This is a genomic window from Nocardioides agri, assembly GCF_013778305.1.
Lineage (GTDB): Bacteria > Actinomycetota > Actinomycetes > Propionibacteriales > Nocardioidaceae > Nocardioides > Nocardioides agri.
Genome location: NZ_JACEIC010000002.1, coordinates 3,488,772 through 3,505,615, shown reverse-complemented (window position 1 = coordinate 3,505,615; position 16,844 = coordinate 3,488,772). Strand labels below are relative to the sequence as shown.

The window sequence follows — 16,844 nt, the reverse complement described above, 5'->3', positions numbered from 1 at the left end:
CCGAGGAACGCGACCGTGGCCAAGACCGCCAAGACCGACCGCCAGGCGGTCATCGAGCAGATGCGCAAGAAGCAGAAGAGCGCCGAGCGCCGTCGCGGCACGGTGATCGTGGTGGTCTGCGTCCTCGTCGCCCTCGCGATCGTCGGCATCGCCGCCGTCCCGATCATCAAGGACAAGCTCGACGAGCGCGAGCTCTCCAACACCGCGCTCGCCGACCTCGGCTCCGCAGCCTCGGCGTGCGAGAAGATCACCACCAAGAAGGCCGAGGGCAACCAGGAGCACGTGCCGGTCGGCACCGAGGTCGACTACCCCGACTCTCCCCCGGCCTTCGGCAAGCACTGGAACGAGGCCGGCGTCGCGCCCGCGCCGTTCGCGCGCAAGTTCTACACGACCGAGGACCGCCCCGAGATCGAGGCGCTCGTGCACAACCTCGAGCACGGCTACACGATCCTCTGGTACGACGAGACCATCGCGGACGACGACGACGCGCTCGCCGACGTCCAGGCGATCGCCGAGAAGTTCGACGGCGACTCGCTGCGCGACAAGTTCATCGCCGCGCCGTGGCAGAAGAGCGACGACGACGAGGGCACGTTCCCCGAGGGTCAGCACGTCGCGCTGACCCACTGGTCCGCCGGTGGTGTCGGCGAGACCGACACCACCAAGCAGGTCGGCGTCTGGCAGTACTGCTCGGCGCCCAGCGGCGAGGCCGTCGAGGACTTCGTCAAGAAGTACCCCTACTTCGACTCCCCCGAGCCCGACGCTATGTGAGCTGGTCGCGGCCGCCGTCCTTCAGGGCGGCCACGACCTGCTTGACCTCCTGCGCCCGCGCCCGGGTCGTGACCAGCAGCGCGTCCGGGGTGTCGACGACGACCACGTCGTCGAGCCCGACGACCGCGACGACCCGGCCCGCGGACGGCACGACCAGACCGGTGCTGTCGACCGACAGCACCATCGACGGGTCGCCGAGCACCACGGGCCCGGCCTCGTCCTGCCCGCGGGACAGCAGGGTCGCCAGCGCGTCGAAGTCGCCGATGTCCTCCCACGGGAACGACGACGGCACGACGGCCACCCGGCCCGCGTCGGCCGCGGGCTCGGCGACCGCGTGGTCGACGGCGATCTTCGGCAGCGTCGGCCACAGCTCGGCGAGCCGCGCCGGCTCGGCGGCGATCGCGCGCAGCGCGTCGGCGAACTCCGGGTGCCACTGGTGCAGCAGGTCGAGCAGCACGGTGGGACGGACCACGAACATGCCCGCGTTCCAGCGGTAGCTGCCGGTCGCGAGGTACGCCTCGGCGGTCGCGACCGACGGCTTCTCCACGAACTCGCGCACCGCTGACGCGCCCTCGAGGCCCGGCAGCGGATCCCCGACGTGGACGTAGCCGAACGCCGAGGACGGGAAGGTCGGCTCGATGCCGAGCGTGACGAGCCAGTCCTCGCGCGCGGCCGCGACAGCCCGGCGTACGGCGTCACGGAAGGCCTCGGGGTCGGCGACGACGTGGTCGGCGGCGAAGGAGCCCATCACGGCGTCCGGGTCGCGCCGCTCCAGCAGCGCCGCCGCGAGCCCGATCGCGGCCATCGAGTCGCGCGGGGCGGGCTCCGCGACCACCGAGTCGGCGGCGAGCTCGGTGAGCTGGGCCAGCACCGCCTCGCGGTGCGGCTCGCCCGTGACCACGACGATCCGGTCCTCGGCCAGCGGCGCGAGCCGGTCTCGGGTCTCCTGGAGCAGGGTGCGCCCGCTGCCGGACAGGTCGTGGAGGAACTTCGGGGCCGAGGACCGGGACAGCGGCCAGAGGCGGGTGCCGGCTCCGCCTGCGGGGATCACGGCCCAGAAGTGGTCGATCGAGGACATGGTGGGAGGCTATCGAGGTGACGACGTACGCCGAGGTACTGGCCCGCCAGCTGCGCTCCGAGCCGGGCCGGCCACTGGTCACGTTCTACGACGAGGCGACCGGCGAGCGGGTGGAGCTCTCGGTGACGACGTACGCGAACTGGGTGGCGAAGGCCTCCGGCCTCCTCGCCGACGAGCACGGCCTCGAGCGCGGGCAGCGGCTGTGCATCGACCTGCCCGCGCACTGGCTCGGCCCGGTGTTCCTCGGCGCGGCCTGGACCGTGGGGCTGGCGGTCGTCGGACCTGACGACGAGCCGGACGCGGTCGTGTGCGGTCCCGCGGCTCTGGAGCGGTGGGCGGGGCTGGCCCCGGACCTGCCGGTGCTGGCCTGCTCGCTGCTGCCGCTCGGCGTGCGGTTCGCCGAGCCGCTGCCGGCCGGCGTCCACGACGTCGGGGTGGAGATCTGGTCGCAGCCCGACGCGTTCGGGGCCTGGGACCCGCCCGGTCCGGACGACGCGGCGACGGCGGGGTCCTTCGGTGACCAGACCCAGGGCGAGATGTGGGCCGCGGCCGCCGCCGGGCGGGTCTTGCCCGGCGGCGGCCGCCTCCTGACGACGGCGAACCCGGCTTCCCCACCGGCGATCGCCACCGCCACCGAGCCGCTCGTGACGGGCGGCTCGCTGGTGCTGGTCGTCCACTCCGGACCGGAACGGCTCCAGGCGATCTTCACCGCCGAGCGCGCCACGGTCCGCTTCCCTTGAGCGACCGACCGCACCATTCGTCGTTGATCGTTCGTGCGGGTCACCCCGCCAGGTCGTAGCCCCCCATCCCCTCGGCCAGGAAGCGGCGCTTGCCGAACCCCGTCGCCGTGCCGGGGATCAGCCACAGGTAGCCGGTCGCCTTCTCGCGCACGACGAGGTCGGCGTGGCCGACCACCCCGACGTCGCTGACGCCGACCACCCAGTCGTACGGCGTGAGGTCCAGGTCGAGCGTCCGGCCCTTGCCGGTGAGGCCGCCCGGGCCGTTGCCGGCGTAGAGCAGCGGCTTCGAGCCGCGCACGAACAGCGAGTCCGGGGCGCCGTCGGAGTTCCAGCGGCCCACCGGGACCTGCTGCGCGGCCTTGATGGCCCGGTGCGCGACGTAGCTCGGCGCCAGGCCGGAGAGGCCCGCGCCGGGGTAGATCCGGATGCCGCCTCCGCGCGGCTGGCCCATCAGGTCCGGCCAGCCGTCGCCCGTGACGTCGCCGGCAGCGGCCAGCAGCCGGACATTCGAGAAGCCGGTGCCGATCCGCACCGGCGCGGCGAACCGCCCGGAGCCGTCACCGCGGCGCAGGTGCAGGGCGCCCTTGCGGTTCTGGGTGATGACGTCGCCGAACCCGTCGCGGTCCCAGTCGCCGGCGTTGAAGAGGGCCACCGCGCCGGAGGCGTCGATGCCGGTGGCGACCGGGGCGCGGGTCTCGGTGGTGCCGCGGTTGGTGCGGAGCACGAGGGAACTGCCGGACCGGAAGACCAGGTCGGCCGTGCCGTCGCCGGCGACCTGTGCCACACCGACCAGCGTGCCGAGCGAGCCGAGCCCGGGGACGGGTCCGAGCACGTGGCCGAATCCGCCGTCGCCGCGCGCGGGGAGGACGTACGCCGCCCGGCCGGCCGTGCGGCGCAGCACCAGGTCGGCCCGGCCGTCGCCGGTGACGTCGCCGTGCCCGGTGATCGCTGAGTAGCCGCCGAAGGACCCGGCGACCGCGGTGCGGGTGCCGAGCCTGCCGCCCCGGGCGCCGGGGTGCAGCCACAGCCGGCCCGTGCGGTCGCGGGCGACGACGTCGTCGCGGCCGTCGCCGGTCTGGTCGCCGGCGGCGGCGACCAGGTCGTACCCGCCCCAGCTGTTCGGCAGGTGGCGGACCTTGAAGGTGCCGTTGCCGCGGCCGAGGAACACGTCGAGGCGGCGGTTGTCGGCGCGCCGGGCGACCAGGTCGTTGCGGTGGTCGCCGTTGACGTCGCCGACGGCGGTCAGCAGCGTGTGGTCGGCGAACCGCCTGAGCACCGCGCCGGCGGGCTCGCCGAAGGTCCCGGCCCCGGTGCCGGGCCGGACCTGGGCGGTGCCGTCGCCGAGCCGCACCAGCAGGTCCGCCTGGCCGTCGCCGGTCAGGTCGGGCGAGACCACCGCGGCGCTGCGGGACGGGAGGCCCGTGGCCGCGGTGCTGCTCGGGCCGAAGGCCGTGAGACCTCCGGTCGGGATCACGAACGCCTGGCCGTCGCTGGCCCGGCGCACGACGAGGTCCGGGTGGTCGTCGCCGGCGAGGTCGGACTCCAGCTCCCGGCCGGCCCAGCCGCGCTGCGCCTCGGCGGCGAGCCGGCGGATGTCACCGAGGCGGGCGTAGAGGTAGCGGCCCGGGCACGCGGTCGCCGCCGCGTCGCGGTGCCCGTTGATCGCCGAGAAGGTGCTCGGCCCGACGACCTGGCTCGTCGAGGAGGCGTCGATGCCGTGCAGCGACAGCTTCCAGGCGAAGAGCGCGCCGTACGCCTGGACCATCGCGCTCGTGGGCTGCTGGGTGTCGTAGTTGCCGATCGCCGACATCGCGAAGGCGTAGTCGTTGTAGTCGAGCGTGTGCGCGCCGACGACCGGGCGGTCGATGCCGCCGAAGCGGCCCTCCCAGATCCGGCCGAACCGGTCGACGAGGTAGTTGTAGCCGATGTCGGACCAGCCACGGCTCTTGGTGTGGTACGCGTAGATGCCGCGGATGATCGCCGGCACCTCGTCGCGCGTGTAGTTGTTGGCGTTGACGGTGTGGTGCACGAAGCCGGCGTGCACCTCGAAGTAGCGCAGCGAGCTCGCGTCACGGATCGACTCGTCGGCGCCCCACTGGGCGCGGGAGTAGATCTCCGGCCGCGGGGTGTACGTCGCGGCGCGCAGCGCGATGTCGCCGTCCTCGTCGCCGTCCTCGTCCCCGGCCGCCTCGCCGGCGCCCGTCTCGAGGGCGGGGCCCTGGCGGCTGGTGCGGCCCTCGGCGCCCGGGTCGACCACGGCGAACCGCAGGTCGGCCGGCAGCGACTCCTCCGCCGTCGTGACCTTGACTTGGACGTCGTCGACGTCACCGACGAGCAGCGCGTCGGTGCCCGGGCGGGCGTGCCGCGCCTCCGCGCTCCCGGGGGTGGGTCCGTGCTCCGCGTCGTAGTCGACGTCCATCCAGCCCGACCACGTGCCCGCCGTGCGCGACCGCACCTGGACGCGCAGGTCTGCCTCGTCGACGACCGTGCCCGGCGCCCAGGTGACGCCCACGGCGCCGTACCCGACGACCGGCTCGGGGGCGCTGGTGACGGACCGGCCGGCGGCCACCGCGTCCGCCTTGCTGCGCGCCGCGCGGGCGGCCCGCGGAGCCGTCAGGACGTGCTCCGCCACGCTCGGCTCGACCACGTGGTCGGGCACGTTCGAGGTGCGGCCCAGCTCCCGCGAGTACGCCCGGAGCGCCGCCGAGATGTCGGTCACCGGCGCCTCGGCGCCGGTCGCCTGGGGACCCTCGTGGGCGACGTCGAGACTGATCACGCTCGCGGCCGGCGTGAGCACGGCGAGCACCACCGCGAGCGCCAGCAGCTGCTGGCACAGGGTGACGAAACGGATCTGGCTGGGTGGCATGAAGAGGCTGCTCCGGTGCGGGGGAAGTTCACACGGGACAGCAACTTTCACACGCGTCACAGCGGGCACGGAAGGGTTCGTGAGTAACTACAAGACTGTAATTTCCACTCGACACGCCGGTGTTCGCGAGATTTGTCAAGAAACTCCACGGTTGTAATTCGGGGCGTCGCTCGCGGGCCGCGGCACTCGTCGTCGCACCTGACCCAGCGGTCGCGCAGCCCGCCCCACCGGAGCGCTCAGGTCAGGTGCGACGCGTCGGCGGCCGCGGCGACAGGCCGCAGGTACGCCGAGTCGGCGCGAACTGCCCGCGTACGTACGCCGAGTCGGCGCGAACTGCCCGCATCAGGGCGGCGCGGACGCACAGGGCCGTGGGGCGTCGAGTCGGCGCTCGCCGCCTCGGCGCTTATCTAGCTTCGCTAGATGTCCGCGCCGAGCTCCTCGTCCTCGTTCTCGAGCTCTTCCTGGTCCTCGTCCGCCTCGTAGCGGACGTAGCGGATGCCCTCCTCGACGTCGCCGTCGAAGCCGACCTTCCCGGACTCGAGGACGATCACGCGGTCACACATCTTGCGGACGGAGGCGGCGGCGTGGCTGACGTAGACCAGGGTGCGGCCACCGTCGCGGATCTCCGCCATCTTCTGCATGCACTTCTGCTTGAAGGGCTTGTCCCCCACCGCGAGCACCTCGTCGGCGAGGAAGATGTCGGAGTCGACGTGGATCGCGACCGCGAAGCCGAGCCGGGAGAACATGCCCGAGGAGTAGTGGCCGACGGGCGAGTCGAGATGCCGGCCGACGTCCGCGAACTCGACGATGTCGTCGAACTTGCGCCGGGTCTCGGACTCGGTCATGCCGAGGACGGCGGCGTTGAGGTAGATGTTCTCGCGGCCGGTGAGCTGCTGGTGGAAGCCGGCGCCGGTGGCGATCAGCCCTGCGATCCGGCCCCGCGTCTGCACGGTGCCACTCTCGGGCTTCATGATGCCGTTGATGAGCTTGAGCAGCGTGGACTTGCCGGAGCCGTTGAGGCCCATCAGGCCCACGGACTCGCCCTGCTGGATCGTGAAGGAGACGTCGTCGACGGCCTTGAACTCGTCGCTGATGTCCTGGCGCTTGATCGCCGCCATCGCCATCTGCTTGAACGTGCGGTGGTAGCGCAGCGTGAAGTTCTTCGTCGCGTGGTCGACGACGATCGAGGCAGGGCGGGTCATCAGAGGCGCTCCGGGATGCGGTTCTCGGTCCGGCTAAAGACGAGCTGGCCGATGGCGAGCACGACCAGGCTCATCAGGATGCCGATGGCGGTGTAGGACCACAGGTCCGCAGGCAGGTTGGACGCCGCGGTCGCCGCCGGGTCCTTCGTGGTGCCGACCCAGAACGCCTCCTGGAACAGCAGCACCGCGACCGAGATCGGGTTCCAGAGGTACAGCTCGGCGAACTCGCCGAACCGGTCCTGGACCATCGTGTACGGGTACATCATCGGCACGCCGAAGCGGACGAAGTTCGTGATGATCGAGACGAAGTTGCCGACGTCGCGGAAGAAGACGTTCGCGGTCGCGAACATCAGCGCCAGGCCCGTGCCGAGCACCATGCAGATCACCAGCGACGCCACCATCGCCGCCATACCCGCCATGGTCGGCGTCCAGCCCAGCAGGGCACCGACGATCACCAGGATCACCAGCTCGGGGATGAGGTGGTAGGCCGAGACCAGCATCGAGGCGACCGGGAACATCTCCCGGGGCATCGCCATCTTCTGCACCAGCGACTTGTTGCGCACGATCGAGCGGGTGCCGGCACTGAACGTCTCGTTGAAGAAGTGGACGATCACGATGCCGCAGAACATGTGGATCGCGAAGTTCTCCACGCCCTGGTGCAGGCCGAAGATCACGCCCATCACGAAGTAGTAGATGACGAACTGGCTGAGCGGGTTGATGTAGGACCACAGCAGCCCGAGGAACGATCCCTGGTAGCGCGCACTGATCTCGCGACGGACCAGCAGCCGGAGCAGGTAGTGCCGGCGGAAGACCTCGAGGAGGCCCGTCGTCGCCGACGGCGAGCTGAGGGGCGCCTCGACGTCGCGGATCGGCCGCTCCTCGAGCGGGGTCTTCACCGGCGGCTGGCGGCGCCGCCCGGCGGGGGGCGCGGTGACGTCAGTCATCAGCACCCTCGGACTTCTGCTCGGTCCACGGTCGGAAGGTCTCCTCCCACGCCTCGGGCGAGGTGATCTGGGGCAGCTTCTCGCGGTACTCGGCGGCCAGCTCGGGCCAGCGTCGGTACAGCTTGAGGTGCAGGTCGGCGATCCGCTTCAACAGGTCGCGGTACAGCTCAGGATCCCGAGTGTAGAGCGCCGCCGACGTCTGGTCGGGCATCGAGACGACCGCCGAGTCGTAGCGGGCGATGCGGTACCACTTGGCGTCCATCGCGGCGATCTCCGCCTCCGGGAACTCCCGCGAGAGGGCGCGCGGCTTGCGCAGCTGACGCAGCGGCATCAGGCCGGCCTGGATGAGCTGCGACTTCTTGCTGGGCACCTCGAGCTCGGCGTGCCCGCGGCGCGACGGCTTGCGCCGGACCGGCGGGAACGCGTCCGGGTCGGGCTGGAGCTGGGCGTCGGCGTACTGCTTGCGGAACGCGTTGACCTCGGCGAGCCGGTTCGGCAGCGCGGCGTGCAGCCCGTCGGGGCCGGCCAGCACGTCCTCGATCGCCAGCTGGCGCAGCTCGGCGGTGGAGTACTGCATCGACACCAGGTGCGCGATGCTGTGGTTGACGCTCTCCTGCAGCACGCGGCCGCCGTGCTTGTACGGCGAGTGCAGCAGCGCCGCGATCAGCCGGTTGCGCTGGTGGAAGTAGGCCTGCCAGTCGAGCGCGTCGTTCTTGTCGGTCCACGGCACGTGCCAGACGGCGGCGCCCGGGAAGGTCACCGTCGGGTAGCCCGCGCGCTTGGCCCGGACGCCGAACTCGCTGTCGTCCCACTTGATGAAGACCGGGAGCGAGAGGCCGACCTCCTCGAGGACCTGTCGCGGGATCAGGCACATGAACCAGCCGTTGAAGTCCACGTCGACGCGGCGGTGCAGCCAGCGCGTCGAGCGCAGGTTGCGGGCGGCGAAGTCCCACTCCGAGAGCACGTGCTCGGGCGACATCCACCACCAGCGCCAGGCCTGGATGATCTCGCCGAAGCTGTGCAGCCGCGAGCGTGAGTAGAGGCTGAACATGTGGCCGCCCACGATCGTGGGACGGCGGGCGAGGTCGCCGAAGGCGACCGCGCGCAGCAGGCTCTGCGGCTCGCAGACGACGTCGTCGTCCATCATCAGCGCGTACGTCGACGCGCCGGCCTTGACGGTCTCGAGCTGTCCGCGGGCGTAGCCGCCGGAGCCGCCGAGGTTGCCCTGGTCGATGACGCGCAACCGGCCGTCGAGCGACTTCTCGGCGGCCGCGAAGCCCGGGGCACCGCGGACCTTGTCGGTGCCCTGGTCGACGACGAGGACGGTGTCGAGGATCTCGAGCACCTCGTCCTCGGAGCCGAGCTGGGTGATCAGGTCGGAGCAGAAGTCCGGCCGGTTCATCGTCGTGATCGTGACGGTGACGGTGCCGGACTGACCGCGCTCGGCGGGCACCTCGGCATCCCAGGTGGCGGTGACGACGGCGTCCTCGTCGCCCGCGGTGACGTCGTACCAGTACCAGCCGCCGTCGGCGAACGGGCGCAGCGGGAGGTCGAAGACGAACGTGCCGCCGGTGGCGCCGTCCGCGACCTGCTGCGACTCGACCCGCTGGGAGCGGCCGTTGGCCATCGAGCGGTAGACGGTGACGCTGGCGCCGCGGCCCTGGAGCTCGACGCTCAGCCGAACCTGCTCGACGATCGTCCAGCGCCGCCAGTACGACGCGGGGAACGCGTTGAAGTAGCTGCCGAAGGAGAGCCGGTCGCCCCGGCGGACGCACACGGCGTGGCGGTCGACGATCTGGTCCGGGTCGATGGTCGAGCCCGAGCTCACCGACTGCCGCAGGGACGCCTTGTTGAGCTCCTTGGCGCCCTTGTCACCGCCGACGTTGTACTTGTCGGCGTCGAGCACGGCCGGGTCGGGGTCGACGTAGAGCGGGAGGACGTCCAGGTCCCGGTCGACCGGCATGATCTGCCGCATCAGGACGCGGCGTACGGTCGCCTGCTTCGAGGGGCTCACTCGTCGACTCCTCCGCTGGTGAGCGGCGCACCCTCGGCGAAGTGCGGCCGCAGCTTGTTCTCGAACATCGACAGCGCCGAGCCGATCGCCATGTGCATGTCGAGGTACTTGTAGGTGCCGAGCCGGCCGCCGAAGAGCACCATCGGCTCCTGCTTGGCGAGCTCGCGGTAGCGGAGCAGCTTCTCGCGGTCCTCGGCGGTGTTGACCGGGTAGTAGGGCTCGTCGCCCTCCTCCGCGAAGCGGGAGTACTCGTGGACGACGACCGACTTGCCGGGCAGGTAGGTGCGCTCGGGGTGCAGGTGCTTGAACTCGAGGGTGCGGGTGTGCGGCACGTCCTCGTCGTTGGCGTTGACGACGCCGGTGCCCTGGTAGTCGTCGACGTCGACGGTCTCGCGCTCGAGGTCGATGGTGCGCCACGAGAGGCGGCCCTCGGAGTGGTGGAAGTACTCGTCGACCGGACCGGTGTAGACGATCGGGACCCGGCCCTTGAACTCGTCGATGACGTCGAAGAAGTCGGTGTCGAGGCGGACCTCGATGCCGGGGTGCTCCGCCATCCGCTCCAGCCACGCGGTGTAGCCGTCGACCGGCAGGCCCTCGTAGGTGTCGTTGAAGTAGCGGTTGTCGAAGGTGTAGCGCACCGGCAGCCGCGTGATGATGTCGGCCGACAACTCCTTGGGGTCGGTCTGCCACTGCTTGGCGGTGTAGCCCTTGATGAACGCCTCGTAGAGCGGGCGGCCGATCAGGCTGATCGCCTTCTCCTCGAGGTTCTGCGCGTCCTTGGTGTCGATCTCGCTGGCCTGCTCGGCGATCAGCGCGCGCGCCTCGTCGGGGGTGTGGCTCTTGCCGAAGAACTGGTTGATCAGCCCCAGGTTCATCGGCAGGGAGTAGACCTGGCCCTGGTAGCGGCCGAACACCCGGTGCTGGTACGCCGTGAAGTCGGTGAACCGGTTGACGTAGTCCCACACCTTCTTGTTGGAGGTGTGGAAGAGGTGCGTCCCGTAGACGTGCACCTCGATGCCGGTCTCCTCGTCGAACTCGGAGTAGGCGTTGCCCCCGATGTGGTGGCGGCGCTCCAGCACGAGCACCTTCAGGCCCAGCTCCGAGGCGCAGCGCTCGGCGATGGTGAGGCCGAAGAAGCCGGAGCCGACGACGACCAGATCAGGGCCAGAGGAAGGGGTTGACACGATGGGTCAGTCTACGGATCGGGTGGGCACGGACCGCATTCCGCGCGCGTCGCGCATGGCGCGGATCACATTGGCGGCCTCGCGCCGCCCGCCGCGCAGCGGGCTCAGCAGCACGACCGCCGCGGTGATCAGCCACGGCTTGAGCCTGACCAGCGCGTTCTCGCCGTACCGGAGGTGCACCGCGAAGAGGTTGCGGTACATGTAGTAGCCCTTCCAGCCGCTCAGGTCGTGCTGCTGGTCGAAGTCGAGCTGGCGCACCAGCACGGCGTCGCGCACCGCCCAGATCGTGAAGCCGGCGCGGCGGGCGCGCAGGGCGAAGTCCACGTCGTCGTAGAAGATGAAGTACGACGGGTCGGGCAGCCCGATCACGTCGATGACGCGGCGCCGGACCATGAAGCCCTCGAAGGCGACGTTCTCGATCTCGACCCGGGCGGGCATCCGGCTGCGCTCGCCGTACGCCGTCTCGACCATGCCGGTCTTCGGACGGATCGCCAGCGGGTTGCGCAGGTCGAAGCGGGTGGCCGCCTTCTCGACGAGCCGGCCGGCGACGTCCTCGCGGACCGCCATCAGGCAGTCCGCGTCCTCGGCGAGCAGCACGCCCAGGCAGTCGGTCGCCGGGACGACGTCGTCGTCCATCAGCCAGATCCGGTCGAAGCCGCGGGCGTAGGCCTCGCGCACGCCGTGGTGGAACCCGCCGGCGCCACCGAGGTTGTCGGCCGTACGGAGGACCTCCAGGCCCGCGATCTCGCAGGCGGCCAGCACGGCGGGCGTGTGGTCGGTGCTGGCGTTGTCGACGACGATGACCGCGTCCGGCGCGGGGTCGAGCGCGGCCAACCCGGCGAGCATCCGCTCGAGGAGGTCGGCGCGGTTGTAGGTCACCACCACCACGGCGACGGACTCGCTCACCGCAGGTACCTCCGGTGCCCGGTGAAGTCGCCGCGCAGCCCGGCGTACGCCGCCCGTGCGCTCAGCGCGATCCGACCCGGCTCGCGGCGGGTGAGCAGGTAGAACCAGACGGTCTTGAGCCAGAAGAGCAGCACGTGCGGCCAGCCGCGGTAGTCGCGGAGGTTGACGGTGTTGTTGCGCGCCATGCAGTAGGCCTTGAGCTCGCTCGGGCTGTGGTTGTACGTCGTGCGCCCGAACATCATCGGCGTCCCGAGGTCGCCGACCGACGGGTGCTCGACGCGGGCGGCGACGACCGTGGCGATCCGGGCGCCGGCCGCCTCGGCGCGCAGACGGTACTCGTGGTCGTCGCCCCAGATGAAGAACTCCGCGCGCGGCAGCCCGATCCGCTCCACCAGGTCGCGGGTGACGAGCACGCCGTTGAACGGGATCACGATGCCCTCGATCCGGCCGTCGACCGCGGCGCGCTCGACGTCGGCCAGGCGGTGCACCACGCGGGTGCCGCCGGGCAGGCGGATCGGGAAGACCAGCCGGTCGGGGTCGCCCTCGTCGACCACGAGCGGACCCCAGAAGTCCAGGTCGGGCTCGGCCAGCAGCCGAGTGAGGCAGCCGGCCTCGGGCAGACCGTCGTCGTCCATCAGCCAGGCCAGGTCCGCGCCCCGCTCCATCGCCCACTCCAGGCCGTCGTGGAAGCCACCGGCGCCGCCGCTGTTGATGGCGAGCGTCCGGCCCAGCACCGGCACGGTGCGGTGGTCGTCCCCGGCGTCGCGGTCGGCCAGACCGGCCAGCCACTCCCCTGTGCCGTCGGTCGAGGCGTTGTCGACCACCAGCACCTCGGTCAGTCCCGGCACCTGGTCGAGCCGCTCCAGCAGCCGTTGGAGCAGGCCCAGCCGGTTGTGGGTGACGACGACCGCGGCGATGCGGCGTACGTCGGGCTGGTCGGGCACGGCGACCACCCTAGAGGCGGACCTGTCAGCAGGCCGCGTCGAGGTCGTCGGACTCGTTGGCGGCGTACCCGGTGCTCAGGGAGCCGAGCGAGCCGCCGGTGACGGTCTCGCCGTCGGCGTGGGCCTTCGTGCCCGACCCGGCCGGGGCGTCGCCCTCGGCGCGGTCGATGGCCCGCGCGACCTTGCTCCTGACGAGCTTGATGTCGGGGTGGGCGGTGTTGATCATCGGCGGCACCAGCGACAGCGTCGACACCTTCTGGCTGCGGGCCTTGAGCGCGAGCTGGAGGAAGTCGCCGAACTCGCTCGCGGGCACGCTCGTCGACACCATGTCGGAGCTGGCCTTCGCGATGTCGGCGAAGTTGGTGAGCGCGGACTGCGGGCTGACCTGGCGGAGCATCGCGCTCATCACGCACTTCTGCCGCGCCATCCGGGAGTAGTCGTCCGAGTCGTCACGGGCGCGCGCGAACCACAGGGTGTCGTGGCCGTCGAGCTTGCGTACGCCGGGCTGGATGTAGCCGGTGACGTCGCTGCCGAGGCCGCCCACCGGGATGGGCTGACGCACGTTGAGCGTGACGCCGCCGACCGCGTCGACGAGGTCCTTGAAGCCCTCGAGGTTCACCATCACCCAGTAGTTGATCTTCAGCCCGGTGATGCCCTCGACCGCCGAGATCGTCGCGTCCACGCCGGGGTGGTCGGAGTCGGGGAAGAGCTCGGTGTTGTCCATCGCCCAGGTGCTCACGCCGTTGAGGTAGTCGGCGTCGAACCCGTCGGGGAACTGCTCCTCCATGACCGAGCCCTTGCGGAAGGGGAAGTTCTGCATGTTGCGCGGCAGCGACACCAGCACCGTGCGGCCGGTGTCGGCGTCGATGCTCGCGACCGTCATCGAGTCGGGGCGCAGGCCCCAGCGTCCGGCGCCGGCGTCGCCGCCGAGCAGCAGCACGTTGTAGCGACCGTCGTGGGCTCCGGTGGCCTCGCCGTCGCCGGACATCGCGAGGATGAACGAGCGCTGGACGCCGACCAGGTGCGCGCCGAACAGCAGGCAGGCGGCGATCGAGAAGCAGAGCACGCCGTGGACGCCGATCGCGGCGCGGCGGTGCGGCATCGTCAGCGTGAGGGGCTGGCCCAGCCGCCAGGCGTCGAAGAACAGCAGGGCCCAGCCGATCGCGAGCCCGGTCAGCAGCAGCCGCAGCCACAGCAGCGCACCGGTGTCGAAGGCGAGCCAGAGGAAGAGCTCGTGCCAGACCACCCCGACCACCAGCCCGACCACGAAGGTCACGACCAGCCCGGCCCAGATCCGCAGCGCGATGATGCCGACCCGGCGGTTGCCCGCGACCAGCTGCGCCGACCCCGGCAGCACCAGCGTCATCAGCATCAGCGCGACGGCGCGGCGGAAGCGCACGCGGGCGGCGCGCTCGGCGACGGTCACGCGGGCGGTCTGCGACCCGGGGGAAGGGGCGGGCGGCATCGATGAGCCTCTCTCCGGGAGAGTCGAACGGGGAAGGGGTGGTGCCTCGTCAGTATCACCAGTCACAACCGCCACACCGCGCACGACGCGCCGGGCGATCCCGAGCCACGCGGGCACACCCGGTACCGTCGCGGGCATGAACGAGCGTCCCCGCGGCGAGGACGGCCCCGCGGAGGGCACGCCGGAGTACCACTGGTTGTACGGCGGCCAACCCGGCCGACCCGGCCCGCAGGGCGGCCAGCCCGCCTCGCCGAGCCCGTCCCCGAGCACCAGCGACGGCCCCCCGCGCCCGCCGCGGCCCGACGAGACCCGGATGATGCCCACCATGTCCCGCCCCTCCTCGGCGTCCGCCCCCGCGGCGGCGCAGTCGGCCGGCACGCCGCCGACGCCGCCCCCGCTCGCGCCGACCCCGGGCGACCCCGGCGGGCGGCGTCCGCGCCGGCCCCGCCGTCGCGGCGGCGTCCGCCGCTGGCTGCGGATCGTGCTGGTCCTCCTGCTGCTGTGGGTCGCCTACCTCGTGGTGGTGCCGCTCTACGTGTGGGGCAAGGTCGAGAAGGTCGAGTGGGAGCCCGAGGGCGACCGTCCCGCCGACCAGCCGGGCACGACGTACCTCATGGTCGGCAGCGACTCACGCGCCGGCCTGAGCAAGGAGGAGCGCAAGGAGCTCGCCACCGGCAACTCCGGCAGCCACCTCGCCGACACGATCATGGTCCTGCACACCGGCGACGGCCCGAACCTCCTCATGTCGCTCCCGCGCGACTCCATCGTCGACATCCCGGGCCGGGGCACGTCCAAGATCAACGCCGCCTACGCCTACGGCGGCCCGAAGCTGCTGGTGCGCACCGTCGAGCAGAACACCGGCATCCGCATCGACGACTACGTCGAGATCGGGCTCGGCGGGGTCGCCGGGGTCGTCGACGCGGTCGGCGGGATCGAGATCTGTCCCGAGACCGCCATGAAGGACCCGCTCGCGGGGCTCGACGTCAAGAAGGGCTGCCAGGAGGCCGACGGTAAGACGGCGCTGGCCTACTCCCGCTCCCGGCACACCTCGGGCATCGGCGACATCGCGCGGGTCAAGCACCAGCGCGAGGTGGTCGCCGCCGTCGGCGACGCGGTGCTCTCGCCGTGGACGTTCATCAACCCGGTGCGCTACTGGCGGCTGGTCAGCGCCGTGCCGGACTTCTTCGCCTTCGGTGAGGGCATGGGCCCGGTGCAGGCCGGCCGCTGGGCGATGGCGATGACCCACGTCGATCTCAGCTGCGTCGTCCCGCTGGCCAGCCTCGAGGTGCGCTGGGACGAGGAGCGGTCGGAGCGGATGTTCGGCCACATCCGCAAGGACACCGTCGGCGACATGCCCAAGGCCCTCTGCCAGGCCGACGGCGGGATCTCGTGACCTACGAGACCCTCCGCTGGGAGGTCGACCCGGACGGTGTCGGCACGCTGACGCTGCACCGGCCCGACCACCTCAACGCCTTCGACCTGACCATGGCCGGCGAGCTCGTGCGGTTCTTCCGTGAGGACGCGTGGGACGAGTCGGTCCGCGCCGTCGTCGTCACCGGCGCCGGGCGGGCGTTCTGCGCCGGCATGGACCTCAACGCCACCGGCAACGTCTTCGGCCTCGACGAGGGCCTCCGCCCGAGCGTCGCCGAGTTCCGCGCGTCGTACGACGAGGCGCCGTACGACGAGGGCGTCCGCGACACCGGCGGCAAGGTCACGCTCGCGATCCACGCGCTGCCCAAGCCGGTCATCGCCGCGATCAACGGGCCCGCCGTCGGCATCGGGGCGACGATGACGCTCGCGATGGACCTGCGGCTCGCGTCGACGAAGGCGCGCATCGGGTTCGTCTTCGGTCGCCTCGGCATCGTGCCGGAGGCGGCGTCGACGTGGTTCCTCCCGCGCATCGTCGGCATCCAGCAGGCGCTGGAGTGGGTCTACTCCGCCGAGATCCTCGACGCCGACGCGGCGCTCGCCGGACGGCTGGTGCGCAGCGTGCACGAGCCCGACGACCTGCTGCCCGCGGCGCAGGAGCTCGCGCGGTCCTTCGTCGTCGACCGCTCCCCCGCCGCCCTCGGCCTGGCCAAGCGGCTGCTCTACCGCAACAGCGCGGCAGCCGAGCCGCTCGAGGCGCACCTCTCGGACTCGCTGGCGATGTACTGGCAGTCGATCGGCGACGGCAAGGAGGGCGTGGCCGCGTTCCTCGAGAAGCGGAGTCCGCGGTTCACCGGCCGGGCCTCGCAGCTGCCTGAGGTCTTCTGACCTCCGCCCTGAGGTCGGCAGCGACTCCCGCGGCCGTCCGCTCGACCCCGGCCAGCACGGCGCGGACCTCGGACGCGGGGACCGGCAGCCCCGTCTCCAGCCGGGCGAGCATCGCCCGGAAGCCCGTCCGGCAGATCTCCAGCGTCCGCCGGCCGGAGGCCGTCAGCTCGACCCGGTAGGAGCGCCGGTCCTCCGCCTGCGCCACCTTGCGCACGTGCCCGCGCCGTGCGAGAGCGGCCAGGTGGCCGGTCATGGTCGAGGGGGTGACGCCGAGCCGCGCCCCCAGGTCCCGAGGGGTCATGGGAGCGATGCCGAGCTGGCTGTAGACGGCGTACTCGGCCGGGCGGACGTCGGTGCCGTCGAGCGCCAGCTCCATGAGCTCGGCGATGCGCTGCTGGAGCACGAAGAGGTCGAGGACGACGTTGCCGTCGCTCACACCGACCTGCCGCTCGGACGTCGTCATGGGCGCAGTCTGGC

14 protein-coding genes are annotated in these 16,844 nt (G+C 71.7%); 4 read left to right on the top strand and 10 right to left on the bottom strand.

Features of this window, described 5'->3' with window-relative positions; genetic code table 11:
- Window positions 1-15: 15 nt before the first annotated feature.
- On the top strand, window positions 16-768 hold the full coding sequence (locus HZF07_RS21655; RefSeq protein WP_181645485.1) for a DUF3105 domain-containing protein: 753 nt from the start codon (window positions 16-18) through the stop codon (window positions 766-768).
- Here the strand turns inward: HZF07_RS21655 and HZF07_RS21650 are convergent.
- A complete protein-coding gene (locus HZF07_RS21650; RefSeq protein ID WP_157344406.1) occupies window positions 761-1,846 on the bottom strand; it encodes a mannose-1-phosphate guanylyltransferase in 1,086 nt (361 codons plus the stop codon). The two genes, HZF07_RS21655 and HZF07_RS21650, sit on opposite strands and share 8 nt — an antisense overlap.
- A gap of 17 nt (window positions 1,847-1,863) precedes the next feature.
- On the opposite strand from HZF07_RS21650, the gene HZF07_RS21645 reads away from it, so the two are divergent.
- Window positions 1,864-2,586 (top strand): TIGR03089 family protein, encoded by a 723-nt coding sequence (locus HZF07_RS21645; RefSeq protein ID WP_181645484.1) that lies wholly within the window; start codon window positions 1,864-1,866, stop codon window positions 2,584-2,586.
- A gap of 40 nt (window positions 2,587-2,626) precedes the next feature.
- On the opposite strand, the gene HZF07_RS21640 is transcribed toward HZF07_RS21645, so the two are convergent.
- The 8 genes from HZF07_RS21640 to HZF07_RS21605 form a co-directional block, all read right to left on the bottom strand.
- Window positions 2,627-5,452, bottom strand: a complete 2,826-nt coding sequence (locus tag HZF07_RS21640) for an FG-GAP-like repeat-containing protein (RefSeq protein ID WP_157344404.1) — start codon at window positions 5,450-5,452, stop codon at window positions 2,627-2,629.
- A gap of 416 nt (window positions 5,453-5,868) precedes the next feature.
- Window positions 5,869-6,654, bottom strand: coding sequence for an ABC transporter ATP-binding protein (locus HZF07_RS21635; RefSeq protein WP_157344402.1), 786 nt, complete (start codon window positions 6,652-6,654; stop codon window positions 5,869-5,871).
- Window positions 6,654-7,598 (bottom strand): ABC transporter permease, encoded by a 945-nt coding sequence (locus tag HZF07_RS21630; RefSeq protein WP_157344400.1) that lies wholly within the window; start codon window positions 7,596-7,598, stop codon window positions 6,654-6,656. Before HZF07_RS21630 ends, HZF07_RS21635 begins: the two co-directional genes overlap by 1 nt.
- Entirely contained in the window at window positions 7,591-9,612 is a 2,022-nt protein-coding gene (locus HZF07_RS21625; protein WP_309504889.1) for a glycosyltransferase, read from the bottom strand. Before HZF07_RS21625 ends, HZF07_RS21630 begins: the two co-directional genes overlap by 8 nt.
- Window positions 9,609-10,796, bottom strand: coding sequence for a UDP-galactopyranose mutase (gene glf, locus HZF07_RS21620; protein ID WP_181645483.1), 1,188 nt, complete (start codon window positions 10,794-10,796; stop codon window positions 9,609-9,611). The genes HZF07_RS21625 and glf overlap by 4 nt, the downstream gene beginning before the upstream one ends.
- A 6-nt stretch (window positions 10,797-10,802) precedes the next feature.
- Window positions 10,803-11,702 carry a glycosyltransferase family 2 protein gene (locus tag HZF07_RS21615; RefSeq protein WP_181645482.1) on the bottom strand — a complete coding sequence of 300 codons (900 nt, stop codon included), beginning with the start codon at window positions 11,700-11,702 and terminating at the stop codon, window positions 10,803-10,805.
- Complete coding sequence (locus tag HZF07_RS21610; RefSeq protein ID WP_181645481.1) at window positions 11,699-12,646, bottom strand: glycosyltransferase family 2 protein; 948 nt, start codon at window positions 12,644-12,646, stop codon at window positions 11,699-11,701. The genes HZF07_RS21615 and HZF07_RS21610 overlap by 4 nt, the downstream gene beginning before the upstream one ends.
- A gap of 25 nt (window positions 12,647-12,671) precedes the next feature.
- Window positions 12,672-14,111 (bottom strand): LCP family protein, encoded by a 1,440-nt coding sequence (locus HZF07_RS21605; RefSeq protein WP_157344397.1) that lies wholly within the window; start codon window positions 14,109-14,111, stop codon window positions 12,672-12,674.
- A 136-nt stretch (window positions 14,112-14,247) separates the two neighbouring features.
- Between HZF07_RS21605 and HZF07_RS21600 the strand changes: the two genes are divergently transcribed.
- Entirely contained in the window at window positions 14,248-15,504 is a 1,257-nt protein-coding gene (locus tag HZF07_RS21600; RefSeq protein WP_157344395.1) for an LCP family protein, read from the top strand.
- Window positions 15,501-16,367: a crotonase/enoyl-CoA hydratase family protein gene (locus HZF07_RS21595; protein WP_181645480.1), complete on the top strand. Its 867-nt coding sequence runs from the start codon at window positions 15,501-15,503 to the stop codon at window positions 16,365-16,367. Before HZF07_RS21600 ends, HZF07_RS21595 begins: the two co-directional genes overlap by 4 nt.
- Here HZF07_RS21595 and HZF07_RS21590 read toward each other — a convergent pair.
- The gene (locus HZF07_RS21590) at window positions 16,330-16,830 is read right to left on the bottom strand and encodes a MarR family winged helix-turn-helix transcriptional regulator (protein ID WP_157344393.1); all 501 of its coding nucleotides are present in this window, start codon (window positions 16,828-16,830) and stop codon (window positions 16,330-16,332) included. The genes HZF07_RS21595 and HZF07_RS21590 overlap by 38 nt on opposite strands.
- Window positions 16,831-16,844: the final 14 nt, after the last annotated feature.